Here is a 23165-nt window from a genome sequence, read left to right on the forward strand (position 1 = left end):
TGTCTGGCGGGGCCGCTGGTCGAATGCCGCAGCGTGGCTGGATACCGACCCGGGAGGGGCGGGGGCGTCATGGTACCGCGTGTGGGTGCCTGCACTCACATGCCCTTGGTCATGGGGCGGGGACGGTTGGGTGCTACCGGTGCATTGAACGTGTGTCAGGCCACCCGACCAACGGTCGGGTGCTACCGGTGCATTGAACGTTCCGTTCAATGCACCTCGTCGCGGTAGACGAACTTGGGCATTTCCCATTTGAAGTGGATCGCCAGCAGGCGCAGCAGGAAGCCGCCGCCCAGGCACCACAGCGTGGCCGCGTTGATCGACATGCCCAGCTCCAGCAGGCCCAGGTAGGCCGCGCCGGTGAACAGGGTGATCACCGCATACAGTTCCTTCTGGAAGATCAGCGGGACCTCGTTGCACAGCACGTCGCGCAGCACGCCGCCGAAGGCACCGGTCAACATGCCCGAGATCAGCACGATCGGCGCGGCGTGGCCGGCATCGCGCGCCACCGCGCAGCCGATCAGGGTGAAGCAGATCAGCCCCAGTCCATCCAGCACCAGGAAGGTGCGGCGGAAGTGGTGCATCCAGCGCGCCACCCAGGTGGCGATCAACGCCGCGCAGATGGTGAAGCCCAGGTACTCCGGATGCTTCACCCAGCCCAGCGGGTAGTGGCCCAGCACGATGTCGCGCAGCGAACCACCGCCGAGTGCGGTGACGCAGGCGATGATGACCACGCCGAACAGGTCCATGCGCCGCCGTCCGGCGGACAGCGCGCCGGTCATGGCTTCGGCGGAAATGGCGATGAGGTAGATCAGTGAGAGCAGCATGGGGGAGGCTCCGGGCACGTCAGGCGGGGACGGAAGCACGCACATCGCACGCCAGCGCGGGGCACTGTCGTGAGGGTGGGATTCCGTTGCCGCTCCCGCTGTCCTTTTGCCTGAGAGTTCGGTGGCCAAGGCCACGTGCCCCTTCGGCGGGTCATTGAAGACCTCTCTCCAGATCGGCGTGCTGGATGCATGGTTGGTGGCGTTCCGAGCCACCGGCCTGAGCGATTATGGGAGCCTGCGCCTTCGGCGGGTGCCAGCGTGGCACCTCTCTCCTGCATCCGGGGCGGATTCTAGCAGCCGCCGGGCGCTCTCCGGTGGATAATCCCGGTATGCCCGCTGAACCCGCCCCCTGGTACGTGTACCTGCTGGAATGCCGCAACGGCAGTTACTACGCCGGCATCAGCAACGACGTGGACGCCCGCTTCCAGGCCCATCTGGCCGGCAAGGGCGCCAAGTACACCCGCGCCCACCCGCCGGTGAAGCTGCTGGCCATGCGCGCCTACCCGGACCGCGCGACCGCCTCCAAAGCCGAATGGCAGCTCAAGCGCCAGCCGCGGGCGCGCAAGCTGGCGTGGCTGCAGGCCACCCCGTAGCGCCGGGCTCCACCCGGCTGCGCGTGACGCTGGCTCGCCGTCACGGCGTAGGCCACAATCCGCCGACCACCTGGCTGGACGGTCTTCGCACGGGTGAGCCGATGAGCGACGAGGCGGCCGCCTTCATGTACATGCAGCTGGGCCTGACCGAATTGGAGCTGTTCGGCGAGGAATGAGCTGCGCCACCTACCCGAGGGAAACCCTGCGATGACCCCGCTTGCCCTGTTGCTCGCCCTTGCCGGCGCTACTACACCTGCCGCCCCCGCCATCGATCCCGCCACGCGTGCCGCGATCGAAACCACCTGCCTGGACTACGTGGACGGCCAGCTCGAGGGCGACCCGGCCCGCGTGGCGCGTTCGCTGCACCCGGACCTGGCCAAGCGCGCGATCCTGGGTGACACGCCGGATGAGCGCCTCGGCCTGCGCCGGATGTCGAAGGAAGAACTGGTGGAGCTCACCCGGCAGGGCGCGTTGAAAACCCCGAAGGACCAGTGGAACCGCAGCTGCACGCTGCTCGACGTTACCGGCAACGCCGCCTCGGTGCGGTTGGAAACACCGTGGTTCGTGGACTATTTCCACATGGGCCGGTTCGGCGAGCGCTGGGTCATCGTCAATGCGCTGTGGTACAGCAAGCCGAAGGGGGCGTGACACATGAGCACCTCCGCCAAGGCGTGGACGTCACTGCTGCTGTTGGCTGTTCTGGTGGGTGCGCTACCGGGTGTGCTCTACCTGCTGGGCTTGGCCAGCATTCAGGCGATGCCGCTGCCGGCAGCAGTGCCGAAAAGTCCCCAGGCGGTGTGCGATGGTGAGCCGCTTGAACCGGTCGCGCGGCTGGACCCTTGGCGCTTCACCGCCGCGCTCTTCATCGCGCCGCTTGGGCAGGATGTATTGGCGCATCGTCAAGCGTCGTGGGTGGCGGCCAGGCATTTGTTGCGCGAGCGACGCGGCGGCATGGTCAGCTGGCACCTTGCCAATGCCGCGTTGACGATCTGGATTACCCGGCACTGGAGTGCAACCCAGATCGCAGCCACCGCGCATGCAGAGCACTATTGTCGGGACCGCATTGCTGTTCCAAATAGCCTGAGAACGCCGCGCGATTGACCGCCCGTGGCATCACCGCGATCATACCCTGCGCCCCGCGCGCTTCAACGATGCAAGTCCGCAATGCACCCCCTACAGACAAGGACGCCACATGACCGATACAACCGCACAACGACAGGCGCAGGCACTGGCCGCCCTCCAGCAGGCCGTGGGCACCGAAGCCGGCGAAGACGGCGTGGATCTGTTCGCCGACCACCACCGCGACGAGCTGCCGGCCAGCTATTGGCAGCAGCACCTCGGCGACGTTGCGCCGACGTCGGCCGCCATCATCGGGCTGCTGGAATTCAAGTCGGCCTGGGGCGAAAACGAGAGTGAGTACTTCGATTTCACCTTGCCGGGCGACGTCACGAACTACGTGGTGTCGGTGCACTTCGATGAAGCCGGCGAGATCGACGGGATCGCGATGGAAAGCTGATGCATCGGGGCGAAGTCACCGGACATACCGATGGGTTCACCCCTAACGCGGCGGCAGTACGAACACCAGCAGTACGCACAGCGCCAGAATGCCCACCAGCACCCAGCGCAACCCCTCCGGTGACAGCACGCCGAACAGGCGCAGCTCGCTGGCAGCGAAGTGGTGCCCGCAGTTCGGACAACGCACCTGCATCTGCACGTGGCGCGGGGTGATCGCGTTGAAGAACATCGGCACACCGCTGCGCACCAATGCCTTTCGGCTGTCGAACACGGCCGCGCAGCCCGGACAGGTTTCGTGGTTGCTCATGGCGGCGGGGTGTCGCTGGTCAGCTTCGGCCGGCGGTCCTCACGGTCATCCCCGAAGATGATCCGCGCACTGCGCTGGTAGCTCCAATACGCCACCGCCCAGTTGAGCAGCACCACGATGCGGTTGCGGAAGCCGATCAGGAAGAACACGTGCGCGGCCAGCCAGAACCACCAGGCCAGCACGCCGGACAACTGCAGCCGGCCCAGGTGCACGATGGCCGCCATGCGCCCGATCGTGGCCAGGTTGCCGAAGTCCTGGTACTTGAACGGGCCCGGCGCCGGTTTGTCCTCCAGCCGCGCGCGGATGATCGCCGCCACGTGCTTGCCCATCTGCTTGGCCGCAGGCGCCACGCCGGGCACCGGCCGGCCGTCGGCCTGGCTGAGCGCGGCCAGGTCGCCGGCGACGAAGATCTCCGGGTGGCCTTCGATGGTCAGGTCCGGCTGTACCGGCACGCGGCCGGCGCGGTCCAGCGGCACCGCCAGTGTGCGTGCCAGCGGCGAGGCGGCCACGCCGGCGGCCCACACCACGGTGCGCGCCGGCACGAACTGGTTGCCCAGCTGGAAGCCGTCGCCGTTGATGTCGCTCACCGGCGTACCGGTGAGTACTTCCACACCCAGTTTTTCGAGCTGGCGGCGCGCCTTCAACGACAGCACCTCGGGGAAGGTCGACAGCACGCGCGGGCCGGCTTCCACCAGACGCACCTTGGCGCTGGCCGGATCGATGTGGCGGAACTCGTTGCGCAGGGTATGCCGGGCGATCTCGGCCAGGGTGCCGGCCAGTTCCACGCCCGTGGGGCCGCCGCCGACCACCGCGAAGCTGAGCCAGGCGGCCTTGCGGGCGGGATCGGGCTCGGCCTCGGCGCGCTCGAACGCGAGCAGCAGCTTGCGGCGCAGCGCGATGGCATCGTCCAGGGTTTTCAGCCCGGGCGCATCGGCGGCCCATTCGTCGTGGCCGAAGTAGGCGTGGGTGGCGCCGGTGCAGAGCATCAGCGTGTCGTAGCCCAGGTGGCTGCCATCGGCCAACGTGATCTGCCGGGCCTGCTTGTCGATCGAGGTCACTTCGCCCAGGCGCACTTCCACGTTGCGCTGGTCGCCCAGGATGTGGCGCAGGGGCGCGGCGATATCCGGCGCCGACAGCCCGGCGGTAGCCACCTGATACAGCAGCGGCTGGAACAGATGGTGGTTGCGGCGGTCTACCAGGGTGATGCGCACGCGCGCGCTGGCCAATGCCCGGGTGGCCCAGAGGCCGGCGAAGCCTCCACCGATGATCACCAGGTGGGGCAGGGTATCGCGGGTCATGCAGGGACTCCTTGGCGGGGGCCGGCCGTCCGGCCCATGGGTTCATGGTCGACGCGGCATATCGTCGCACGTGAAGCACGATGTTCACGCGGATGACAGATACTGGGTTCAGGGGCCGTCGCGCTGGCGCATGGCCGTGGTCGCATCGCTGTGGAGGCTGACATGACCGAACCGGAAAAGCGCATCGCCCTGCTGATCGATGCCGACAACGCGCCGTCGTCGAAGATCGACGTGGTGCTGGCCGAGGTGGCGCGCTATGGCGTGGCCAACGTGCGCCGTGCCTATGGCAACTGGAAGAGCCCGGCGCTGAAAGGCTGGGAATCGGTGCTGCATGCCTACGCCATCCGCCCGATCCAGCAGTTCGCCTACAGCCGGGGCAAGAACGCCTCGGACATGGCCATGGTGATCGATGGCATGGACCTGCTGTACGCACGCAACCTGGATGGGTTTGCGATCGTCTCCAGCGATGCCGACTTCACCCCGCTGGTGATGCGCCTGCTTACCGACGGGGTCAAGGTGTACGGATTCGGAGAGAAGAAAACCCCCGAGCCGTTCGTCAATGCCTGCTCCAAGTTCACCTACCTGGAAGCGCTGGGACAGGACCTGGCCGCCGACCCCGAGGTGGAGCACGGCAACGAGGAAACCCGGCCGCGCAAGAGCGGCCCCGAGCTGCGCAGCGACACCCGTCTGGTGCAGATGCTGCGCAGCGCGGTGGCCTCGGCCGAAGCCGACGATGGCTGGTCGCACCTGGGCCCGGTGGGCAGCCAGATCGGCAACCAGGCCTCGTTCGATTCGCGCAACTACGGCTACGGCAAGCTCAGCGAACTGCTGGCCGCCACCGGCTTGTTCGAGATGAAGAAGGACGGCAAATCCACCTACGTGCGCGCGCTGCCGAAGAAGGGCGCGGCCAAGGCGGCCAAGTGATGCAGGGCGAGGTGCCGGTCAGTGCGTGGCGTGCACCACTGACAGCGTGCGCGCGTCGGACTGCTGGTAGCCGTCGATGACGCCGCGGCCAAAATCCTGCAGCGTGCCGAACGACATCAGCACCAGCGCGGCGGCCAGCATCAGGTTGCGATGATGACGGCGGTAGCCCACGACCAGCAGCACGATACCCAGGCACAACAGACTGACTTCGAGGATCTGCGCAAACATTGCATTTCGTCCATGAGGTGACGGCCACGCCGCCGACCGGCGTATCGTAGCGCCACTGCGCGGTGCTGTGGCACCGCTTCTGTCCGAACCGGGAAACCAACCATGCTGAAGATCTGGGGCCGCCACAATTCGAGCAACGTGCGCAAAGTCCTCTGGTGTGCCGAGGAAATCGCCGTGCCCTACGAGTCGATCCAGGTCGGCGGTGCGTTTGGCGGCACCCAGTCGCCGGAGTACCGGGCGATGAATCCCAACGGCCTGGTCCCGTTGATCGAAGACCATGGCCTGCCGCTGTGGGAATCCAACACCATCGTGCGTTACCTGGCCGCGCGCTATGCGCTGGGCACGCTGTACCCCGAAGACGTGGTGGCGCGCGCGCAGTCGGAGAAGTGGATGGACTGGACCACCTCCGCCTTCTCCGGCGTATTCCGCGACCTGTTCTGGGGCACCCTGCGTACCGCCCCGGCCGACCGCGATGAAGCGCGCATCGCTACCGCGCTGGTGCGCTCGGGCGACCTGCTGGCCATGGCTGACGACGCGTTGTCGCGGCAGCCGTGGCTGTCCGGCGATGACTTCGCCATGGGCGATATCCCGCTGGGCGCCTTCATCTATGCCTGGTTCGAAATGCCGATCCAGCGCCCGCAGTTGCCGCACCTGGCGGCCTGGTACGAGCGCCTCAAGCAGCGCCCGGCGTACCAGCGCGGCGTCATGACCGCGTTGACCTGACGCACCATGCCGACCAGCGGTCGGCGGCGGTAAGTGGTAGGTGCGGACCGTTGGTCCGCACGTGGCCCGCGCATGCGATGCAACGAAGGCGGACACGGCGCACCGACCCGGTCGGAGGCGGTACGTGATAGGTGTGGACCGTTGGTCCGCACATGGCCGTCGCATGCGCGATGGCGAACGCGCCGTGCCCACCAGCGGTCGGCACCTACCTAGTAGAGATCCGTCGGATCCACATCCAGCGACCAGCGCACCTTGCGTGCCTGCGGCAGCGCGTGGATCTGCGGGGTGATCAGGTCCAGTACGCCGTGCAGCGGTCGGCGTGCGGGCGCTGACAACAACAGCTGCGTGCGCTGGTACCCGGCGCGGCGCGGCATGGGGGCCGGCATCGGGCCGTAACGCTCCACCGCGGCATCGTCGGGAATCAACCCGCGCACCGCGCTGAGCATCGCGTTGGCATGCTCCACCTGCTGCGACTCGGCGCGCAGCAGCGCCAGGTGCGCGAACGGCGGAAAGCCGGCCGCTTCGCGCTGCTGCAACTCCGCTTCGGCAAAGGCGTGGTAGCCACCATTGACCAGCGTTTCCAGCAACGGGTGCCCGGGGTGGTGGGTCTGCAGCCATACCTCGCCCGGATCGGTGGCGCGCCCGGCACGCCCGGCCACCTGGATCAACTGCTGGGCCAGCTTCTCGCTGGCGCGGAAATCGGCCGAGAACAGGCCCTCATCGATACCCACCACTACCACCAGCGTCAGCTTGGGCAGGTCGTGGCCCTTGGCCAAAATCTGCGTGCCCACCAGGATCCCGGCGCGGTCGCCCAGCGCCGCCAGTTGGGTTTCCAGCGCGTCGCGGCGGCTGGTGGTGCCACGGTCGATGCGGATCACCGGGTAATCGGCGAAGGCCTCGACCAGATGTTCTTCCAGGCGCTCGGTGCCAATGCCCTGCGGCTGCAGCGCCAGGCTGCCGCAATCGGGGCAGGCCAACGGCGCGGACTGGCGCGCGCCGCAGTGGTGGCACTGCAGGCGCCGGCCGCCGGCGTGCACGGTCATCGGTGCGTCGCAGCGCTGGCACGGCGCGGTCCAGCCACAGTCGTGGCACAGCAGCACCGGCGCATAGCCGCGGCGGTTCTTGAACACCAGTACCTGGTGGCCGGCCTGCAGGTGCTCGGCAATGCCCTGCAGCACCTCCGGCGACAGCCCATCACGCAGCGGCCGCTTGCGCACGTCCAGCACGCGCACCCGCGGCGGGCGCGCATCGCCGGCGCGTACCTTCAGGCGCAGGTGGGTGTAACGGCCGGCTTGCGCGTTGTGCAGCGATTCCAGCGACGGCGTGGCGCTGCCCAGCACCACCGGCACATCCAGCGCCTTGGCCCGCACCAGGGCGAAATCGCGCGCGTGGTAGCGGATGCCATCCTGCTGCTTGTAGCTGCCGTCGTGTTCTTCATCCACCACGATCAGCCCGGCGTTGGGCAACGGGGTGAAGATCGCCGAGCGCGTGCCCACGATCACCTGCGCCTCGCCGCGCGCGGCCGCGGCCCATACGCGTGCGCGTTCGTTGTCGTTCAAACCGGAATGCAGCACGTGTACCGGAATGCCCAGGCGGGTGCGGAAGCGCGACAGGGTCTGCGGGGTCAGGCCGATTTCCGGCACCAGCACCAGCGCCTGTCTGCCGCGTGCCAGGCAGTCCACGATCGCCTGCAGGTACACCTCGGTCTTGCCGCTGCCGGTCACCCCGTCCAGCAGATAGGCGCCGAAGCCACGGGCACCGGTGATCGCCGCAATCGCGGCGGCCTGCTCGGGGTTGGGCGGCGGTCCGTCGCTGGCCTGCGCAACGGGCACCTGATGGTCCAGCGCGATCCGTTCGACCACGCCGCGCTTGGCCAGGGCACGGGCCGCGCTGCGCCAGTCCTCCATGCGGGCGTCCAGCACGTCTTCATCCACCACGCCCTCGGCCAGCAGCGCGCCCAACCGCTGCGGGCGGGTGCCGGCACGCAGGCGCGCGCGCTGCGCGTGGCCGTCGGCGGTCAGCTGCCAGCCCCAGCGGTGGGTGGCGGGTACCGCCTCGCCACGCCGCAGCGGTGCCGGCAGGGCGGTGCTGACCACCTCGCCGAGCGGGGCATGGGTGTAGCGCGCCAGCCACTGCAACGAGGTCCACACCTCGCCGCCCAGCAGCGGTTCGGCATCGATCCAGTCCAGCGCGGTGCGCAGCGTGCCGCCATCGGCCACCACGCCGATGCCCGCGACTACCCCGACCAGCTCGCGCGAACCGAACGGCACCCGCACCCGGCGCCCGACCATGCCGGCATGCGGCGGCTCGCCCGGCGGCGGGGCGTAATCGAACCACTGGGGCAGGGGCAGTGGCAGCGCAACCTGCACGGTCGGCGCATTCAGCTGGGGAGCGGGGCCACCGGTCAGCGACAGGGTGGGGGCCGGATCGGAACTGGGCATCGCAGCAGTGTAGCGGCCCGCCCACGCCCCGGCAGCGACCGTGAACACGCTTGCGGATCTCTCGGCGCGAACCTAAATAGCGGCTAAATATCTGTCCCGTCGAGAGATTCAGGCTTATCCACATCTTCTGTGGATAAGTCTGTGCGCCACTCTTGATCTCCGGGCCGTGCGTCAGGAAGTTCCGACCTCTCCCTCAACTTGGTCAAAAAATAGCCACACAACAATATCCATTAAATTCAACTAGATAGCTGTGAAACAAAGCTGAAACATGCATCTCATGGCTATCACACCCCGTTGTACCCGGGTTTTCCTTGATGCTGTGCACAACCTGCGCCCATGACAGCGGCAATCTGGCTGCCCCGTCTTCACACGCTGCCCATATCGGCACGCCGGATCGGCCGCGCAATCGCTATCATTTCCGCAAATGATGGAGTTGCTATGACGGCTGCGACGGCCCCCCTCTCTTCTACCGCAGCCGGCGCGCTGTCGGCGTTCCTGCGCGGCGTTGAACGCCGTGCCCTGGTGGTGGCCGAGCTGCAGTGCGGTGACCCGGCCGTGGCCGAACAGGCCCTGGTGGCCGTGATGCGGGCATTCGCCGGTATCGCCAGCGACGTGCCGATGGCGCAATGGCCCGACCGTTTCTGGATCCTGCTGGCCCACCGCACCCCCATCCGCATGCCGGCCGAGGGCGGGCGCTGGGAGGCAGGGCTTGGCCACCTGCAGGCCCTGCCGCCGCCAGCACGGCTTGCGCTGCTGCTGCGCATCGGCGGTGGGCTGGACGAAGCGGCTGCCGCGCAGATCCTCGACCTGCCCGTGGCCGACTACCAGCAGGCACTGGCCGACGCCTGCCCGCGCGATGCGCACGGCCATCCCGACGCGGCCGGCTGGCGCGCGCTGGCCGAACAGGTGCAGCAGCGCCTGCGCGACCTGCCGCTGTCACGCCTGCAGAAGCTGCAGCAGCCGGTGGCCGCGCCGCCCCCGGCCAACCACGATGCCGCCTCCTGGCGCACCCCGCACAAGGCCGACGCCACGCCGGCCCGTGCCCGTGCGCGCCGCAAGGGCGGGCGCCGGCTCCCTTGGAAGGGGCTGTTGATCGTGGCGGTCACCGCCGGCGTACTGCTGGGCGGGGCAGCCTGGTGGAAACATGCCCGCACCGCGACCGACCCGGCCGCCAGCGCACCCGACGGCGCTGTTGCAGACGCCGGCCCGGTGCAGGTGGAAGCCCTGCCGGCCGACGACGTGCCCGTGACCGCGCCGGCCGACCCGGCCCATGCCGCCACCGACGCGGCCATGCTGGCCGACCCGGACCTGCCGCTGGCGCGCGATGCCGACCTGTATGCCTGGTCGGCCGCTGGCGGCCCGGTGCCGGTGGATGAATCACAGCCGCAGCCCAGCCGCCCGGAAGCGGCGGCGGCCGGGTTGGAGACCAGCACCGATGAATAAACTCCTCCTGCGCGTGGCGCTGCTGCTGGCCTTGCCCGCGTTGGCCAACGCCGCCTCGCAACCGCTGCCGTTGCCCGACCGCGACACGGCGGCGCCGGCCGTCGCCACGCCAGCCACCGCGCCGGCCATTCCGACCACCCGCGCCGCGCTCGACCCGGCCCAGCTGCAGGAGCTGCGCCGTCGCTACGCCGCCTGGCAGGGCCTGCCGGCGGCGGAGCGGGCGCGCATCCGCGATGCCGCGCAGCGCATGGCCGCCTTGCCACCGGCCCAGCAACAGGCGTTGCGCGCGCGTTTCGACGCGCAGGACCAGCGCTTCCGCGACGGCTGGCTGCTGGGACCGCAACTGGGCCAGGCCTTCCCCAAGCTGCAGGGATTGTTCGGCTACCTGCCGGCCGAGCAGCGCGAACCGGCGTTGGCCATCCTGCGCCAGCTCAGCCTGGACCAGCTGGCCCAGCTCAGCCTGGTGGCCCAGCGCACGCCGCCGCAGGAGCGCGACCAGGTCCGCAGCCAGTTCCTCGCGCTCGCCCCCGGCGCCCGCGACGCGTGGTTGAAGCAGAACGTCGGGCATTGAGCGCATTCCCGCCGCCGCGCATCGCCAGGTGCGAGCGTGGCGGCGGCGCCATCGTGTCGCAAACCGCACATTCACCCCCGGTCGTGGGTTTTGCCGTGCCACGCGCGTAAGATGACCGGCCGCAACCCGGTGCCTGTGCCCTCCGCGCGCTGCCGCAGTTGCCGTACGTGATCCCCATGTCCATCGCTTCTCCTACGCCGCGCCTTTCCCAGGAAGTGCGCGCCACCGGCCTGCTCGCGCTGCCGCTGGTGCTGGGCCATGTTTCCACCGGCCTGATCTCCTTCGTCGACAACGTCATCGCCGGCCACCACGGCACCCAGACGCTGGCTGCCGTCACCATCGGCACCGCGCTGCTGTGGCTGCCGATGCTGATCCCGATCGGCACCCTGATCTCGCTCACCGCCTCGGTGTCGCAGCTGCATGGCGCTGGGCGTGAGCGCGAGATCGGCCCGCTGTTCCGCCAGGCACTGTGGCTGGCGCTCGGCCTGGGCCTGATCATGTTCACCTTCCTCACGGTGGTGCCGCCGCTGCTGCCGGCCTTCGGCATCGCCCCGGACATCGTGCCCGGTGCCACCGCGTTCCTGCATGCCGTGCGTTGGGGCGGTCCGGCGCTGACGCTGTACTTCTGCATGCGCTACCTCAGCGAGGGCATGCACTGGACGCTGCCGACCATGATCCTGGGCTTCGGCGGCCTGGTGATCCTGGCGCCGCTGGGTTACATCCTCTGTTACGGCAAGTTCGGCTTCCCGGAAATGGGCGCCGAAGGGCTGGGCATCGCCTCGGCAACCATGATGTGGATCCAGGCGCTGTGCTTTGCCGGCTACCTGTGGAAAACCAAGCGGTTCGCGCACCTGCACCTGTTCTCGCACTTCGAGCCGCCGCGCTGGGCCGCGATCTGGGACCTGCTGCGCACCGGCCTGCCGATCGGCATCACCGTGCTGATGGAAGGCGGGCTGTTCATCGTCACCGCGCTGCTGATCGGTCGCCTGGGGGCCACCGAAGCGGCCTCGCACCAGATCGCCATCAACGTGGCGCAGCTGTGCTTCATGATCCCGATGGGCGTGGCCGAAGCCACCACCGTGCGCGTGGGCCATGCGGTGGGCAGCGGCAACGGGCTGGGCGTGCGCCGGGCGGCGATTGCCGGGCTGGTGATCATCCTGGGCACCCAGACGCTGTCGGCCCTGGTGCTGCTGTTCGGCCATGACGCCATCGTCGGGGTGTACACCGCCGACATGGGCGTGGCCGCGCTGGCCTCCACGCTGCTGCTGTACGCCGCGGCGTTCCAGTTCCCCGATGGCGTGCAGGTGCTCTCGGCCGGCGCGCTGCGCGGGCTCAAGGACACCCGCGTGCCGATGTTCATCGCCATGTTCTCGTACTGGGGCCTGGGCATGCCGCTCGGTGCCGGTCTGGGCCTTGGCCTGGGCATGGGACCGCAGGGCATGTGGCTGGGCCTGATCCTGGGCCTGACCGCCGCCGCCATCCTGATGGCCTGGCGCCTGCGCGTCAGCAGCCGCCGGGTCGGCCTGGCGTTGCCGCCCGCCGCCTGACGACCCCCTTACTTGTGTCCGATGCCGGTCTGCCCGGCACCGGCTATGCTGGCATTACGGCAAGAAGCCAACTGGAGTTTTCCCCATGAACCAACCCGCGCGTCGCAATCCCGTCGCCAGCTTCTTCATCGGGCTGTGGGATGTGATGAACTTTACCCGCAGGCTGATCCTCAACCTGGTCTTCTTCGGCCTGCTGTTGTTGATCCTGATCCTGTTCGTCGTGGCGATGGGCAAGGGCGCCAGCTCTGGCAACGCATTGCAGGACCGCACCACCCTGGTGATCGCGCCGGAAGGCCGGCTGGTCGAGCAGTTCAGCGCCGACCCGGTCAGCCGCGCGCTGTCCAAGGCGATCGGTGACAACAGCGCCGAGGAAGTGCAGCTGCGCGACCTGATCCGCGCCCTCGACGCGGCCCGCACCGACAAGAAGATCGAGCGCGTGGTGCTGGAGCTGGACAAGCTGCAGCCCAGCGGCTTTGCCTCGATGCGTGAAGTGGCTGGCGCACTGCAGGAACTGCGCGCCGCCGGCAAGCAGGTGGTGGCCTTCAGCGAGAACATGAGCCAGTCGCAGTACCTGCTGGCCGCGCAGGCCGATGAGGTCTACCTGGACCCGATGGGCGGCGTGGTGCTGGAAGGCCTTGGCCGTTACCGCCAGTACTTCCGCACCGGCCTGCAGGACAAGCTCGGTGTGGACGTGCATCTGTTCAAGGTGGGCGAATACAAGTCCGCCGCCGAGCCGTACGTGCTCGACGCCGCCTCGCCGCAGGCCAAGGAAGCCGACCTGTTCTGGATGAACGATGTGTGGCAGCGCTACCTGGCCGACATCGCCAAGGCGCGCAAGCTTGATGCCGCGCAGCTGGCCGCCGGCATCGACACCATGCCCGAAGGGATCGCCGCCGCCGGTGGCGACCTGGCCAAGTTCGCCCTGCAGCAGAAGCTGGTGGACGGGCTGAAGACGCGCGAGGAAGTGGAAGACCTGCTTACCGATCGCGGCGTTGCTGACGAAGACGCGGATGGCGGCTTCCGCAGCGTGAACCTCGATGCCTACCTGTCCGCGCTGGACAGCCGCCGCTCGCCGGTGGATTCGCGTCCGCAGGTAGCGGTGATCGTGGCCGCCGGTGAAATCGCCGGTGGCGACCTGCCGGCCGGTCGCGTGGGTGGCGTGTCGACCTCGGCCCTGTTGCGCGAAGCCCGCGACGACAAGGACGTGAAGGCGGTGGTGCTGCGCGTGGATTCGCCCGGCGGTGAAGTGTTCGCCTCCGAGCAGATCCGCCGCGAAGTGGTGGCGCTGAAGGCGGCCGGCAAGCCGGTGGTGGTGTCGATGGGCGACCTGGCTGCCTCCGGTGGTTACTGGATCAGCATGAACGCCGATCGCATCTACGCCGATCCGTCGACCATCACCGGGTCGATCGGCATCTTCGGCATGATCCCGAACGTGGCCCGTTCGCTGGACAAGATCGGCGTGCACACCGATGGCGTGGGCACCACGCGCTTCGCCGGCGCGTTCGACATGACCCGTCCGATGGACCCGGCCGTGGGCCAGGTGATCCAGTCGGTGATCAACAAGGGCTACGCCGATTTCACCGGCAAGGTGGCCGATGCACGCAACAAGCCGGTCGAGGCGGTCGATGAAGTCGCCCGCGGTCGCGTGTGGAGCGGTGCGCAGGCCAAGGAACGCGGTCTGGTCGACGAATTCGGTGGGCTCAAGGCTGCCGTCGCCGATGCGGCCAAGCGCGCCAAGCTGGGCGAGGTGGACAAGGTCCGCGTGCGCTACATCGAGAAGGGCGCCACGCCGTTCGCGCAGTTCATGAGCGGCTTTGCCGGCAGCCACGCCGGTGCGTGGATGCTGGGCGAGTCGGGCATGGCGCGGCTGATGCTGGCCCGTTCGATGCCGGAGCTGGATACCCAGCTGCGCTTCGTCGAAGACGCGGCCCGCGATCCGCGCGGCAGCGCACCGGTGAAGGCACTGGCGTACTGCTTCTGCGGCTTCTGATGCGCTGACGCGCACGCGATGAAAAAACCCGGCCAAGGCCGGGTTTTTTTTTGGTTCCAGACCCGGTAGAGCCACCCCATGGGTGGCTGCTCTCCGATCCGGCGCCACGCGCAGCCACCCATGGGGTGGCTCTACCGGTGTGATGCAGCGCCATGGGCAGCCACCCGTGGGGTGGCTCTACCGGTCGGCGGGGGTGTCGTCGCTGGCGGCTTCGTCGGCGGCGCGGGTGTCTGGCGCCTTTTCCAGCAGGTCGCGTGCGGCCTTGGCCTTGTCCAGCGGCTGCTGGATGGTGTCGCGCAGTGCAGTGGCCTGCGGCTCCGGGGGTTTGTCCGGCGCCGGTGGAACCGGTCGGTTGCAGCCCGCCAGGGCCAGCAGCGCGGTCAGCGGCAGGACGACACGGATGTTCATGGCAAGCGCACCTTGATGGGCCGGGGAGGACAGTGTCGCACCGTCGCCGCCGGCGTGCATGCAGGGCGGACCGCGTGCAGGGGCTGCGCTATCCTGCGTCCAGCGCACCGCATGGTGCAGTGCGCAGCATCACGGGGCAGGGTCCCCCGCAGGAGAAACAGGTGAGCGCGCAACGTTGGCGATTGGATGGGCAGACCGCCTTGATTACCGGTGCAAGTGCCGGCATCGGACTGGCGATTGCCCGGGAGCTGGCCGGTTTCGGCGCGGACCTGTTGATCGTCGGGCGCGATCCCGACGCGCTGGAAATGGCCCGCGATGAACTGGTGGATGCCTTCCCCGACCGCGAGATCCATGGATTGGCCGCCGACGTCTCCGACGACGAAGACCGCCGCGAGATCCTCGACTGGGTCGAAGACCACAGCGATGGCCTGCACCTGCTGATCAACAACGCCGGCGGCAACATCACCAAGCCGGCCACCGAATACACCGAAGACGAATGGCGCGGCATCTTCGAGACCAACCTGTTCTCGGCCTTCGAGCTGTCGCGCTACGCGCACCCGTTGCTGGCCCGGCACGCCGCCTCGGCGATCGTCAACGTGGGCAGCGTGTCCGGCCTGACCCACGTGCGCAGCGGCGCGGTGTACGGCATGACCAAGGCGGCCATGCACCAGATGACCCGCAACCTGGCCGTGGAATGGGCCGAAGACGGTATCCGGGTCAACGCGGTGGCGCCGTGGTACATCCGCACCCGGCGCACGTCGGGGCCGTTGTCCGATCCGGACTACTACGAAGAAGTGATCGACCGCACCCCGATGCGCCGCATCGGCGAGCCCGAGGAAGTGGCGGCCGCGGTGGGGTTCCTGTGTCTGCCGGCGTCCAGTTATGTCACCGGCGAATGCATCGCGGTGGACGGCGGGTTCCTGCGGTACGGGTTTTGAGGCCGATTCACGGGCGATAGTGCAGCCGACCAACGGTCGGCTCTACCGGGATGGGGTAGCGCAGCCGACAAACGGTTACGGGATGGGGCACTCGCTGCTGGCGAGGATGGCCTGCAGGCGTTCGCGTTCGGCCGCTGCCAGGGCCGCGTTTGCCGGCGTGGCGAAGCGCTCCCGTCCGCGCGCATCGCGGAAGCGCTGCTGCCAGCTGTTGCAGCGCTGTGCGTCGGCGATGGGCTCGCACGTGTCGCGGATCACTTCGCAACCGGCCGCGTTGAGCGGTGTGTTGCCGCCCAGGCCGGTGACGGTCATCAGTTCGCAGTGCGGCGGCGCCGGTTCGCGTTCGTGCAGGTAGCCGCCGCCGTCACGGCCCTGGCAGGCGTAGATCTCCGGCAGCGGCTGTTTGGCCACGGCGTCTGCTTCGGCCTGCTGCTCGGCCTGGCGGCGTACCACGTCGCTGTCCAGGATGGCCGTGCCCTCGGCCTCCACCGAGGTCTGCACATCGCCGGCCTGCAGCACTGGCAGCGGCGCGTGTGCCAGGGTGCCGGTGGCAATGGCCGGATCGGCGCTGGCTGGCACTGCGGCCGCCACCGGGGCGGGGGGCGGGGCCGCCGGTACGGCGTTGCTGGCCGGCGCGACGAAGCGCTGGATGCGCTGCTGGGTGCCCGGCGGGCAGGGTGCGTTCTGCACGGTGAGGCCGCCATCGGCGGCGGTGCACCGGAACAGCACCACGTCCTCGGCGTGCGCCGGGGCGGGCAGGCACAGCCACACCGCTAGCAGTGCCACGCCGCCGCGCGGCGCGACACGGCGCATCAAGGACGAAAGGGGCAGGGAATCGATGTGCATCAGGTCGTGGCAGCAAGCGGCAAGGCGTAGCGAAGTGCGCATTGAAGCACGTGCTAGCGGCAGTCGCGTTCCAGCCGTGCATCCACGCTGCGCTGCTCACGGTTGAGCGCGTCGCGTTGGCCCTGCAGCGCACTGTTGTACTGGCGCACCAGTTCCCAGTGACGGTCCTGCAGGCGCGCACAGACCTCCTGCTGCGGCAGGGCGTTGCACGCGTCGCGCACCAGCACGTTGCCGGTGGGCACCACGGTGTCGGTGTAGGTGCCGGGGTAGGCCTCGCGGTTGCCTTCCCAGTGCGTGCTGCCACTGCCCACGCTGAGGCTGCCGCCCACGTGCGGGCCGCCGCCGGAGATCGACAGCGAGCCGCCGCTGGCGCTCACCGAGCCCGATCCCGTGCCGGCCCCCATCGGGGCGATCGGCGGCAGGGGACGGGGCGGACGGCCGCCCCCGGGTGGGCGATGGCCGCCGCCATATGGCAGGTACACGCTGGTCCAGATCGGGACCCAGCGCGGATTGCCCTCGCCGCTGTCGCTGGTATAGCGGCTGCCGTCGTCGCGCACGCACTCGTACAGCGGCTGTGGCGGCTGCACGTAGACGTGGCGCACCTCGCGCTGCGGCGCGGCCGGTGCAGGCGTGGCAGTAGGATCGCGGTCGCTGCGCACCACGCGCGGGGCGGGGTCGCGCGGACGTTGCATGTCGCGCACTTCCTGGCGCCCGTCGCGGCAGGGCGCATCCTGCAGCGACACCGCGCCGTTGCTCCCCACGCACCGGTACACGCGCACATTGCCGGCGTCCTGCGCGGCCAGTGGCGCGCTGGCGCAGCACAACAGCAGGGTCAGGCGCAGGGCGGTTGTTCGGTGCATGGGGCCAGTGTGCGGCTTTACCGGCAGCGGCGCAAAACAGCGGGCATGGGGGCTGCTCAGCTGCGCAGGATCTGCCCGCTGAGCGCGTCGCGGATCGGGGTGGGCTGGGCCAGGCCGCCGGTGTCGCCGTCGATCAGGCCATCCAGCAGTGGCAGCAGCGCGGGGTCCAGTTCGGTCCGGGTCCGCGCCGGTGGCTTGCCGGCCACGTTGGCGCTGGTGGACACCAGCGGGCCGCCCCAGGCGCGGCACAACGCGGCCACCAACGGGTGCGCGCTGATGCGTACGGCAATGCCGCTGTGTGCGCCGGTGATCCAGCGCGGCGCGCGCGGGCCGGCCGGCAGGATCCAGGTGTTCGCGCCAGGCCAGCTGGCCAGCACCACGGCCTGGCGTTGTGCCGGCAAGGCCTGCAGGCGCACCCAGTCGTCGAGCTGGGCCAGATCGGCCGCTACCAGGATCATGCCTTTCTCGACCGGGCGCTGCTTGAGCTGCAGCAGCTTCATCACCGCCGCCTCGTGGGCCGGATCACAGCCCAGGCCCCAGACCGCTTCGGTGGGGTAAGCCACGACTCCGCCCGCGCGGAGCACGGGCAGGGCGGTATCCAGGGTGAGTTCGTTCATGGCGGCAACAGCGGGCGTGGACATAGGCCCACATTATCCGCCCGCGGCGTGGCAACTGGGTGATCCCCGCGCAGATCCACGCATGGCGTGGGCCTGCGCCGGTGGAGGCCCTCAGGCCTTCTTGGCGACCGTCTTCTTGGCAACCTTCTTGGTGGCCGCTTTCTTGGTCGCGGTCTTCTTCGTTGCCGCCTTCTTGGTGGCTGCCTTCTTGGCCGGTGCCTTCTTGGCGGCGGCCTTCTTCGGCGCGGCCTCCTTCTTCACCGTGGCCTTCTTGGCGACCACTTTCTTGGCCGCCTTCTTGCCGAAGCCCTTGCGCACCGGCTTGCCGGTTTCTTCCATCAGCTGCTGCACTTCGGCCAGGGTCAGCGACGCCGGCTCACGATCCTTGGGGATCTTGCCGTTCATCCTGCCATCGCTGATGTACGGGCCGAAGCGGCCGTTCAACACCTGGATGTCGCTGCCCTCGAATTCCTTGATGATCCGGTTGCGCGCGATCTCTTCCTTCTCTTCGATCAGGAACACCGCACGGGCCAGGTCGATCGTATAGGGGTCGTCTTCCTTCTTCAGCGAGGCATAGGTGCTGCCTCGCTTGGCGAACGGACCGAACCGGCCAATGCCGACGCTGACATCCTCGTCCTTGTCCTGGCCGAGCGCACGCGGCATCAGGAACAGCTCCAGCGCGTCTTCCAGGGAAATGGTGTGCATCGACTGGCCCGGGCGCAGCGAGGCGAACTTGGGCTTGTCTTCGGCATCCTCGGCGGTGCTGCCGATGGCCGCGTACGGCCCGAAGCGGCCCAGCCGCACGCTGACCGGCTTGCCGGTCTTGGGGTCGGTGCCGAGCTCGCGCGCGCCACTGGCTTCGGCGCGGTCGACCGACTCGTTCTTCTCTTCGACCAGCTTGCTGAAGGGGTCCCAGAAGCGGGCCATCAGCGGAATCCAGTCTTCCTCGCCACGCGACACCGCATCGAGCTCGTCTTCCAGCTTGGCGGTGAAGTCGTAATCCACGTACTGGGTGAAGTGGCTGGACAGGAACTTGGACACCGCACGGCCGACGTCGGACGGGCGGAAGCTGCGGCCTTCCATTTCCACGTACTTGCGGAACAGCAGGGTCTGGATGATCGAGGCGTAGGTCGACGGGCGGCCGATGCCATATTCTTCCAGTGCCTTGACCAGCGCCGCTTCGGTGAAGCGCGGCGGCGGCTGGGTGAAGTGCTGGTCGGCCACGATGCGGTCGAGCGGCACGCGGTCGCCGGGCTTCATCGCCGGCAGCTTGCGGCCTTCGTCGTCATCCTCGGCGCTCTTGGTGTCCTTGCCTTCTTCGTACACGGCCAGGAAGCCGGGCACCACCACGGTGGTGCCGCTGGCGCGGAACACGTGTTCGCTGCCGGCCGACAGGTCCACGCTCACGGTGTTGAGCGTGGCCGGGATCATCTGGCAGGCCACGGCCCGCTTCCAGATCAGTTCGTAGAGCTTGCGCTCGTCGTCGGTCAGGAAGCGCGCCACCTGCGCCGGGGTCCGCAGGGCCGAGGTCGGGCGCACCGCTTCATGCGCTTCCTGGGCGTTCTTGGACTTGGTCTGGTAGGTGTTGGGCTGGTCGGGCAGCGAGGCGATGCCGTAATCGCGGGCGATCACGTCGCGGATCTCGGCCAGCGCATCCTGGGACAGGTTGACCGAGTCGGTACGCATGTACGAGATCAGGCCGACGGTGCCTTCTTCCTCGCCGATGGCCACACCTTCGTACAGCTTCTGCGCCACCTGCATGGTCTTGCGGGTGGTGAAGCCCAGCTTGCGCGAGGCCTCCTGCTGCAGCGTGGAGGTGGTGAACGGCGGGGCCGGGCGGCGCTTGCGCTCCTTGCTGGCCACGTCGGTGACATGCAGCGCGCCCTGCGCGGCCTGCTGGATGCGCAGGCGTGCGGCCTCGGCGGTATCGCCGTCGGTCACGGTGAACTGTTCGAACTTCTTGCCGTCCAGCTTGGTCAGGCGCGCGGTGAACGGCTGCGAGGGATGCGCACAGGCGGCATCGATGCTCCAGTACTCGCGGGCGATGAACGCTTCGATCTCTTCCTCGCGCTCGACGATCATGCGCAGCGCCGGGCTCTGCACGCGGCCGGCGGACAGGCCGCGCTGCACCTTGCGCCACAGCACCGGGGAGAGGTTGAAGCCCACCAGGTAGTCCAGCGCGCGGCGTGCCTGCTGCGCATCGACCAGGTCGCCGGCGATCTCGCGCGGGTGGCCCATGGCTTCCTTGATGGCGCGCGGGGTGATCTCGGTGAAGACCACGCGCTGCATCGGCTTGTCCTTGACCAGCCCGCGTTCCTTCAGGATTTCGGCAATGTGCCAGCTGATCGCCTCACCCTCGCGATCCGGATCGGTGGCCAGGAAGATGTCGTCGGCGCCCTTGGCAGCCTTGACGATGGCATCGACGTGCTTTTCGTTCTTCTCGATGAGGTCGTACCGCATCGCGAAGTTGTTGTCGGGATCGACCGCGCCTTCCTTCGGCACCAGGTCGCGCACATGCCCATACGAGGCCAGGACGGTGTAGTCCTTGCCGAGGTATTTGTTGATCGTCTTGGCCTTGGCGGGCGATTCGACGATGAGCAGGTGCTTGGGCATGTCAGATTATTTCTGTGGGCAGCAGCCCGGGAGAGGGCGCTAGGGTGGAGCAAATGGCCGCATTAGTGAAGGGCAGCGGGCGATTTCCATAAACTGAACGCCCGGGTATGCGCCGGGCGTTCAGCTTTTCCTCTTATTAGAGGAATCACGACCGAGCCGCCCGTGTCAAGCGGCCCGGTGTGAGGGTGGGGTCAGGACATGGACGAGGCGATGACCCCGATCATGGCAATGCCGACGCCGATGGCGGCCACGGTGAGCAGGCCGGAAACCACCAGAATCACGATGGTGACGGTGCCCAGGGTCGGCTGCTGCAGGTGCTCGTTTTCGGTGTAGGCCCATTTGTCGACCACCACGGTGTCGCAGATCATGTCGTGCAGGGCCTGCTTGCGCTCGGTGAAGGCGGCCATGATGAAACCGATCATCAGGGTCAGGCTGCTCAGCAGGAAGCCGAAGTAGCGCCCGATGCCGCGGCCCAAGGTGAGCCGTTCGCCATTGCCGCGCACCACCTTGATGCCCACGGCCATCTTGCCCAGGGTGGCGCCACCGGCCGAGGCATGGAAGCCGGCGTAGTAGGCCACGCCCAGCGCCAGGCCGGCCACCATCGCCAGCAGGCTCATCACCAGCGCCACCGACTCGTTGCCCGACACCGCGCCGATGCCGTTGAAGATCAGGCTGATCGGAATGTTGACCACGCTCACCACCACCGAGTCGAGGAAGTAGCTGGCATAGCGCTTCCAGAACCCGGCGTAGACCACGTTGCCGCCACCGACCACTGCCGCGTTGGCATAGCCGCCGGCGGCCGGCGCGGTGTACGGCGAATGGGTGCCGCCACCGGTGCCCGGCAGCGGCGCGGTGCCGTTGTCGATGGCCGTGTAATCGCCGCGCAGGTCGAAGCCGCTGCCCAGGTTCTCCGCAGCGCTGCTCAGGTTCTGCAGCTGCAGTTCGTCGACCGCTTCGGACAGCGGTTTCCACTGCGCAAAGCCCTCACGCCAGACCAGCGTGGTCAGGCTGATCTGCGCGCGCTGGAAACGCAGGCGCATCTCGTCGGCGGTCAACGGGCCCTGGCGTTCCTGGCCATCGGCGAAATACCACTCAGTCATTGCTTCAATCCCCTTTGGGTTCATCCATGGACATGCGTCCGTTGTCAGCCGCGGCAGTGCTGCGGCAGGTACTTGTCATCCGGCTCGCCGGTGCATTCCCACTGGTGCAGCTCCGGGTCGAAATCCAGCCACAGCAGTTTGCCGTCCAGGGCCACCTTGGCGGGCACCGACAGCTCGGCTTCGATGCCGCAGTGGCTGTTGTCGAAGCGGCCGATCCGCACCGCCGACAGGTCGCCGCTGGCATAGCTTTCGGCCGGCTGGAACCCGTCGTCGTCATTGACCGGGCAGCGTCCGTGGGTCTGCACGAACTCGCTGACCTGCACCTTGATCGGGTCCAGTTCGGTGATGGCCTGCGCGGTCTTGGAGCGCAGCACATACTCCTGATAGGCGGGCAGGGCGATCGCGGCAAGAATGCCGATGAGCACCACCAGCAGCACGCCGACGATGCCGGCCACGATGCCGGCGATGGCGCAGCCGGACAGGCCCTGGCGTGGCGGTACCGGCGCGGCGGCCATCGCGGGCGCGGCAGCGGCCGTCACCGGTGGGGAAGTCACGGGCGGCACTGGGTCGGATGCGGGGCTGTCCAGGGGAATCTGCGGCGGCAGCGCAACGGCGGGCGTGTCGGTTTCGGCGGGTGGGTCGGTCACGGGTGCCGGCGGCGCAGCCAGTACCAGGCCGATCTCGTCGGCCACCTCGCGCAGCGGTTGCCACTGCGCCATGCCGTCGCGCCAGACCAGCGTATCGGCCGCAATGCGGCTGGACTGGTACAGCGCGATCAGTTCATCGGACGCCAGCGGCCCGCGCTGCTGGCGATTTCCTTCTGCATAGAACCACTGGCCCACGGCACGCTCCTGAATGCGCAAGGCACCCAGTGTACGGTCAGTGAAGCGGTTCCGGTTCGTCAATGAACATCTGCGTTTCCATCCAGGCGTAGGCGGCCTCGGACCCGGGCTGGTTGAACAGCACCATCAGCACCACCCATTTGAGGTCGTCCAGGTCCAGCTCGTCCTGGTCCAGGGCCATGGCGCGGTCCAGCACCAGCTCGCGCTGGTTGGCGTCCAGGATGCCGTGCTGCTCCAAGAACATCAGGAAGCCGCGGCCTTCAACGTCCAGCTTGTCCAGTTCCGGACCGTGGTAGATGCGCACCGGGCCATCGACCCGGGCCACGTTCACGGCCGGGCGCTGGTCGGCCAGGGCATCGAGCCAGTCGAACGCTTTCTTGATTTCGGTGGGGCTGAAGCCGGCCTGTATCAGGCTGTTCTGGAGGGTGTCGCGGTCACGGACGAGGTCCGGGTCCTCGCTGAAATAATGTTCGAACAGGTACAGCAGGACATCCAGAATGCTCTCTTTCATTGCCCCTCGGCCTGCGTCAACGACGCTGT

At 68.4% G+C, this 23165-nt stretch carries 25 protein-coding genes and 2 riboswitches; of the genes, 12 read left to right on the forward strand and 13 right to left on the reverse strand.

Features of this window, described 5'->3' with window-relative positions; translation table 11 throughout:
- Window positions 1–206 precede the first annotated feature (206 nt).
- Window positions 207–824 (reverse strand): trimeric intracellular cation channel family protein, encoded by a 618-nt coding sequence (locus tag AC6CHL_RS15155; protein ID WP_498295142.1) that lies wholly within the window; start codon window positions 822–824, stop codon window positions 207–209.
- 90 nt (window positions 825–914) lie between these two features.
- Window positions 915–1006, reverse strand: a riboswitch (glycine riboswitch).
- Between the two features lie 8 nt (window positions 1007–1014).
- Window positions 1015–1109: riboswitch (glycine riboswitch) on the reverse strand.
- 44 nt (window positions 1110–1153) lie between these two features.
- On the opposite strand from AC6CHL_RS15155, the gene AC6CHL_RS15160 reads away from it, so the two are divergent.
- The 5 genes from AC6CHL_RS15160 (at window position 1154) to AC6CHL_RS15180 (ending at window position 2933) form a co-directional block, all read left to right on the forward strand.
- Window positions 1154–1417: a GIY-YIG nuclease family protein gene (locus AC6CHL_RS15160; RefSeq protein WP_128097542.1), complete on the forward strand. Its 264-nt coding sequence runs from the start codon at window positions 1154–1156 to the stop codon at window positions 1415–1417.
- Between the two features lie 23 nt (window positions 1418–1440).
- Entirely contained in the window at window positions 1441–1593 is a 153-nt protein-coding gene (locus AC6CHL_RS15165; protein ID WP_498295144.1) for a hypothetical protein, read from the forward strand.
- 31 nt (window positions 1594–1624) lie between these two features.
- On the forward strand, window positions 1625–2065 hold the full coding sequence (locus tag AC6CHL_RS15170) for a nuclear transport factor 2 family protein (protein ID WP_498295145.1): 441 nt from the start codon (window positions 1625–1627) through the stop codon (window positions 2063–2065).
- Window positions 2066–2068: 3 nt separating this feature from the next.
- The gene (locus AC6CHL_RS15175) at window positions 2069–2518 is read left to right on the forward strand and encodes a hypothetical protein (protein ID WP_498295147.1); all 450 of its coding nucleotides are present in this window, start codon (window positions 2069–2071) and stop codon (window positions 2516–2518) included.
- A 91-nt stretch (window positions 2519–2609) separates the two neighbouring features.
- The gene (locus AC6CHL_RS15180) at window positions 2610–2933 is read left to right on the forward strand and encodes a DUF2004 domain-containing protein (RefSeq protein ID WP_498295149.1); all 324 of its coding nucleotides are present in this window, start codon (window positions 2610–2612) and stop codon (window positions 2931–2933) included.
- 42 nt (window positions 2934–2975) lie between these two features.
- On the opposite strand, the gene AC6CHL_RS15185 is transcribed toward AC6CHL_RS15180, so the two are convergent.
- On the reverse strand, window positions 2976–3239 hold the full coding sequence (locus AC6CHL_RS15185; protein ID WP_498295151.1) for a hypothetical protein: 264 nt from the start codon (window positions 3237–3239) through the stop codon (window positions 2976–2978).
- The gene (locus tag AC6CHL_RS15190; protein WP_498295153.1) at window positions 3236–4537 is read right to left on the reverse strand and encodes an NAD(P)/FAD-dependent oxidoreductase; all 1302 of its coding nucleotides are present in this window, start codon (window positions 4535–4537) and stop codon (window positions 3236–3238) included. Before AC6CHL_RS15190 ends, AC6CHL_RS15185 begins: the two co-directional genes overlap by 4 nt.
- A gap of 162 nt (window positions 4538–4699) precedes the next feature.
- Between AC6CHL_RS15190 and AC6CHL_RS15195 the strand changes: the two genes are divergently transcribed.
- Window positions 4700–5461, forward strand: coding sequence for an NYN domain-containing protein (locus AC6CHL_RS15195; RefSeq protein WP_038685954.1), 762 nt, complete (start codon window positions 4700–4702; stop codon window positions 5459–5461).
- Between the two features lie 18 nt (window positions 5462–5479).
- Here the strand turns inward: AC6CHL_RS15195 and AC6CHL_RS15200 are convergent, their stop codons facing one another.
- Window positions 5480–5689, reverse strand: coding sequence for a hypothetical protein (locus AC6CHL_RS15200; RefSeq protein WP_498295155.1), 210 nt, complete (start codon window positions 5687–5689; stop codon window positions 5480–5482).
- 102 nt (window positions 5690–5791) lie between these two features.
- Here AC6CHL_RS15200 and AC6CHL_RS15205 point away from each other — a divergent pair, with 102 nt between their 5' ends.
- Window positions 5792–6412 carry a glutathione S-transferase family protein gene (locus AC6CHL_RS15205; RefSeq protein ID WP_038685958.1) on the forward strand — a complete coding sequence of 207 codons (621 nt, stop codon included), beginning with the start codon at window positions 5792–5794 and terminating at the stop codon, window positions 6410–6412.
- Between the two features lie 209 nt (window positions 6413–6621).
- Here AC6CHL_RS15205 and AC6CHL_RS15210 read toward each other — a convergent pair whose 3' ends face one another.
- Window positions 6622–8796 (reverse strand): primosomal protein N', encoded by a 2175-nt coding sequence (locus AC6CHL_RS15210; RefSeq protein WP_463602112.1) that lies wholly within the window; start codon window positions 8794–8796, stop codon window positions 6622–6624.
- Between the two features lie 495 nt (window positions 8797–9291).
- Between AC6CHL_RS15210 and AC6CHL_RS15215 the strand changes: the two genes are divergently transcribed.
- The 4 genes from AC6CHL_RS15215 to sppA all read left to right on the forward strand — a co-directional run bounded on the left by AC6CHL_RS15215 (window position 9292) and on the right by sppA (window position 14404).
- Window positions 9292–10296 (forward strand): hypothetical protein, encoded by a 1005-nt coding sequence (locus tag AC6CHL_RS15215; RefSeq protein WP_448136576.1) that lies wholly within the window; start codon window positions 9292–9294, stop codon window positions 10294–10296.
- Window positions 10289–10867 carry a DUF3106 domain-containing protein gene (locus tag AC6CHL_RS15220; protein WP_498295157.1) on the forward strand — a complete coding sequence of 193 codons (579 nt, stop codon included), beginning with the start codon at window positions 10289–10291 and terminating at the stop codon, window positions 10865–10867. Before AC6CHL_RS15215 ends, AC6CHL_RS15220 begins: the two co-directional genes overlap by 8 nt.
- 176 nt (window positions 10868–11043) lie before the next feature.
- Window positions 11044–12414: an MATE family efflux transporter gene (locus tag AC6CHL_RS15225; RefSeq protein ID WP_498295159.1), complete on the forward strand. Its 1371-nt coding sequence runs from the start codon at window positions 11044–11046 to the stop codon at window positions 12412–12414.
- Window positions 12415–12499: 85 nt separating this feature from the next.
- Window positions 12500–14404: a signal peptide peptidase SppA gene (sppA, locus tag AC6CHL_RS15230; protein WP_447595852.1), complete on the forward strand. Its 1905-nt coding sequence runs from the start codon at window positions 12500–12502 to the stop codon at window positions 14402–14404.
- A gap of 177 nt (window positions 14405–14581) precedes the next feature.
- On the opposite strand, the gene AC6CHL_RS15235 is transcribed toward sppA, so the two are convergent.
- Window positions 14582–14812: a hypothetical protein gene (locus AC6CHL_RS15235; RefSeq protein WP_038685968.1), complete on the reverse strand. Its 231-nt coding sequence runs from the start codon at window positions 14810–14812 to the stop codon at window positions 14582–14584.
- A 161-nt stretch (window positions 14813–14973) separates the two neighbouring features.
- On the opposite strand from AC6CHL_RS15235, the gene AC6CHL_RS15240 reads away from it, so the two are divergent.
- The gene (locus tag AC6CHL_RS15240; protein ID WP_038691757.1) at window positions 14974–15750 is read left to right on the forward strand and encodes an SDR family oxidoreductase; all 777 of its coding nucleotides are present in this window, start codon (window positions 14974–14976) and stop codon (window positions 15748–15750) included.
- Between the two features lie 75 nt (window positions 15751–15825).
- On the opposite strand, the gene AC6CHL_RS15245 is transcribed toward AC6CHL_RS15240, so the two are convergent.
- The 7 genes from AC6CHL_RS15245 to AC6CHL_RS15275 all read right to left on the reverse strand — a co-directional run bounded on the left by AC6CHL_RS15245 (window position 15826) and on the right by AC6CHL_RS15275 (window position 23136).
- Window positions 15826–16593 carry a hypothetical protein gene (locus tag AC6CHL_RS15245; RefSeq protein ID WP_244880166.1) on the reverse strand — a complete coding sequence of 256 codons (768 nt, stop codon included), beginning with the start codon at window positions 16591–16593 and terminating at the stop codon, window positions 15826–15828.
- Window positions 16594–16646: 53 nt separating this feature from the next.
- Window positions 16647–17453 carry a DUF4124 domain-containing protein gene (locus tag AC6CHL_RS15250; protein ID WP_244880167.1) on the reverse strand — a complete coding sequence of 269 codons (807 nt, stop codon included), beginning with the start codon at window positions 17451–17453 and terminating at the stop codon, window positions 16647–16649.
- Window positions 17454–17509: 56 nt separating this feature from the next.
- Entirely contained in the window at window positions 17510–18070 is a 561-nt protein-coding gene (tsaC, locus tag AC6CHL_RS15255; RefSeq protein ID WP_498295256.1) for an L-threonylcarbamoyladenylate synthase type 1 TsaC, read from the reverse strand.
- Between the two features lie 111 nt (window positions 18071–18181).
- Entirely contained in the window at window positions 18182–20683 is a 2502-nt protein-coding gene (locus AC6CHL_RS15260) for a DNA topoisomerase I (RefSeq protein ID WP_137190493.1), read from the reverse strand.
- Window positions 20684–20874: 191 nt separating this feature from the next.
- On the reverse strand, window positions 20875–21783 hold the full coding sequence (locus AC6CHL_RS15265) for an RDD family protein (RefSeq protein WP_038685973.1): 909 nt from the start codon (window positions 21781–21783) through the stop codon (window positions 20875–20877).
- Between the two features lie 44 nt (window positions 21784–21827).
- Complete coding sequence (locus AC6CHL_RS15270; protein ID WP_498295162.1) at window positions 21828–22625, reverse strand: GYF domain-containing protein; 798 nt, start codon at window positions 22623–22625, stop codon at window positions 21828–21830.
- A 37-nt stretch (window positions 22626–22662) separates the two neighbouring features.
- Window positions 22663–23136: a DUF494 family protein gene (locus AC6CHL_RS15275; protein WP_038685975.1), complete on the reverse strand. Its 474-nt coding sequence runs from the start codon at window positions 23134–23136 to the stop codon at window positions 22663–22665.
- Window positions 23137–23165: the final 29 nt, after the last annotated feature.

Source organism: Stenotrophomonas sp. GQ19 (genome assembly GCF_059758695.1).

Excerpts from the sequence above, each read along its gene's own strand:
- AC6CHL_RS15155 (WP_498295142.1), bottom strand. The coding sequence starts at position 824 with ATGCTGCTCTCACTGATCTACCTCATCGCCATTTCCGCCGAAGCCATG.
- AC6CHL_RS15160 (WP_128097542.1), top strand. The coding sequence starts at position 1,154 with ATGCCCGCTGAACCCGCCCCCTGGTACGTGTACCTGCTGGAATGCCGC.
- AC6CHL_RS15170 (WP_498295145.1), top strand. The coding sequence starts at position 1,625 with ATGACCCCGCTTGCCCTGTTGCTCGCCCTTGCCGGCGCTACTACACCT.
- AC6CHL_RS15175 (WP_498295147.1), top strand. The coding sequence starts at position 2,069 with ATGAGCACCTCCGCCAAGGCGTGGACGTCACTGCTGCTGTTGGCTGTT.
- AC6CHL_RS15180 (WP_498295149.1), top strand. The coding sequence starts at position 2,610 with ATGACCGATACAACCGCACAACGACAGGCGCAGGCACTGGCCGCCCTC.
- AC6CHL_RS15185 (WP_498295151.1), bottom strand. The coding sequence starts at position 3,239 with ATGAGCAACCACGAAACCTGTCCGGGCTGCGCGGCCGTGTTCGACAGC.
- AC6CHL_RS15190 (WP_498295153.1), bottom strand. The coding sequence starts at position 4,537 with ATGACCCGCGATACCCTGCCCCACCTGGTGATCATCGGTGGAGGCTTC.
- AC6CHL_RS15195 (WP_038685954.1), top strand. The coding sequence starts at position 4,700 with ATGACCGAACCGGAAAAGCGCATCGCCCTGCTGATCGATGCCGACAAC.
- AC6CHL_RS15200 (WP_498295155.1), bottom strand. The coding sequence starts at position 5,689 with ATGTTTGCGCAGATCCTCGAAGTCAGTCTGTTGTGCCTGGGTATCGTG.
- AC6CHL_RS15205 (WP_038685958.1), top strand. The coding sequence starts at position 5,792 with ATGCTGAAGATCTGGGGCCGCCACAATTCGAGCAACGTGCGCAAAGTC.
- AC6CHL_RS15215 (WP_448136576.1), top strand. The coding sequence starts at position 9,292 with ATGACGGCTGCGACGGCCCCCCTCTCTTCTACCGCAGCCGGCGCGCTG.
- AC6CHL_RS15220 (WP_498295157.1), top strand. The coding sequence starts at position 10,289 with ATGAATAAACTCCTCCTGCGCGTGGCGCTGCTGCTGGCCTTGCCCGCG.
- AC6CHL_RS15225 (WP_498295159.1), top strand. The coding sequence starts at position 11,044 with ATGTCCATCGCTTCTCCTACGCCGCGCCTTTCCCAGGAAGTGCGCGCC.
- sppA (WP_447595852.1), top strand. The coding sequence starts at position 12,500 with ATGAACCAACCCGCGCGTCGCAATCCCGTCGCCAGCTTCTTCATCGGG.
- AC6CHL_RS15235 (WP_038685968.1), bottom strand. The coding sequence starts at position 14,812 with ATGAACATCCGTGTCGTCCTGCCGCTGACCGCGCTGCTGGCCCTGGCG.
- AC6CHL_RS15245 (WP_244880166.1), bottom strand. The coding sequence starts at position 16,593 with ATGCACATCGATTCCCTGCCCCTTTCGTCCTTGATGCGCCGTGTCGCG.
- AC6CHL_RS15250 (WP_244880167.1), bottom strand. The coding sequence starts at position 17,453 with ATGCACCGAACAACCGCCCTGCGCCTGACCCTGCTGTTGTGCTGCGCC.
- tsaC (WP_498295256.1), bottom strand. The coding sequence starts at position 18,070 with ATGAACGAACTCACCCTGGATACCGCCCTGCCCGTGCTCCGCGCGGGC.
- AC6CHL_RS15260 (WP_137190493.1), bottom strand. The coding sequence starts at position 20,683 with ATGCCCAAGCACCTGCTCATCGTCGAATCGCCCGCCAAGGCCAAGACG.
- AC6CHL_RS15265 (WP_038685973.1), bottom strand. The coding sequence starts at position 21,783 with ATGACTGAGTGGTATTTCGCCGATGGCCAGGAACGCCAGGGCCCGTTG.
- AC6CHL_RS15275 (WP_038685975.1), bottom strand. The coding sequence starts at position 23,136 with ATGAAAGAGAGCATTCTGGATGTCCTGCTGTACCTGTTCGAACATTAT.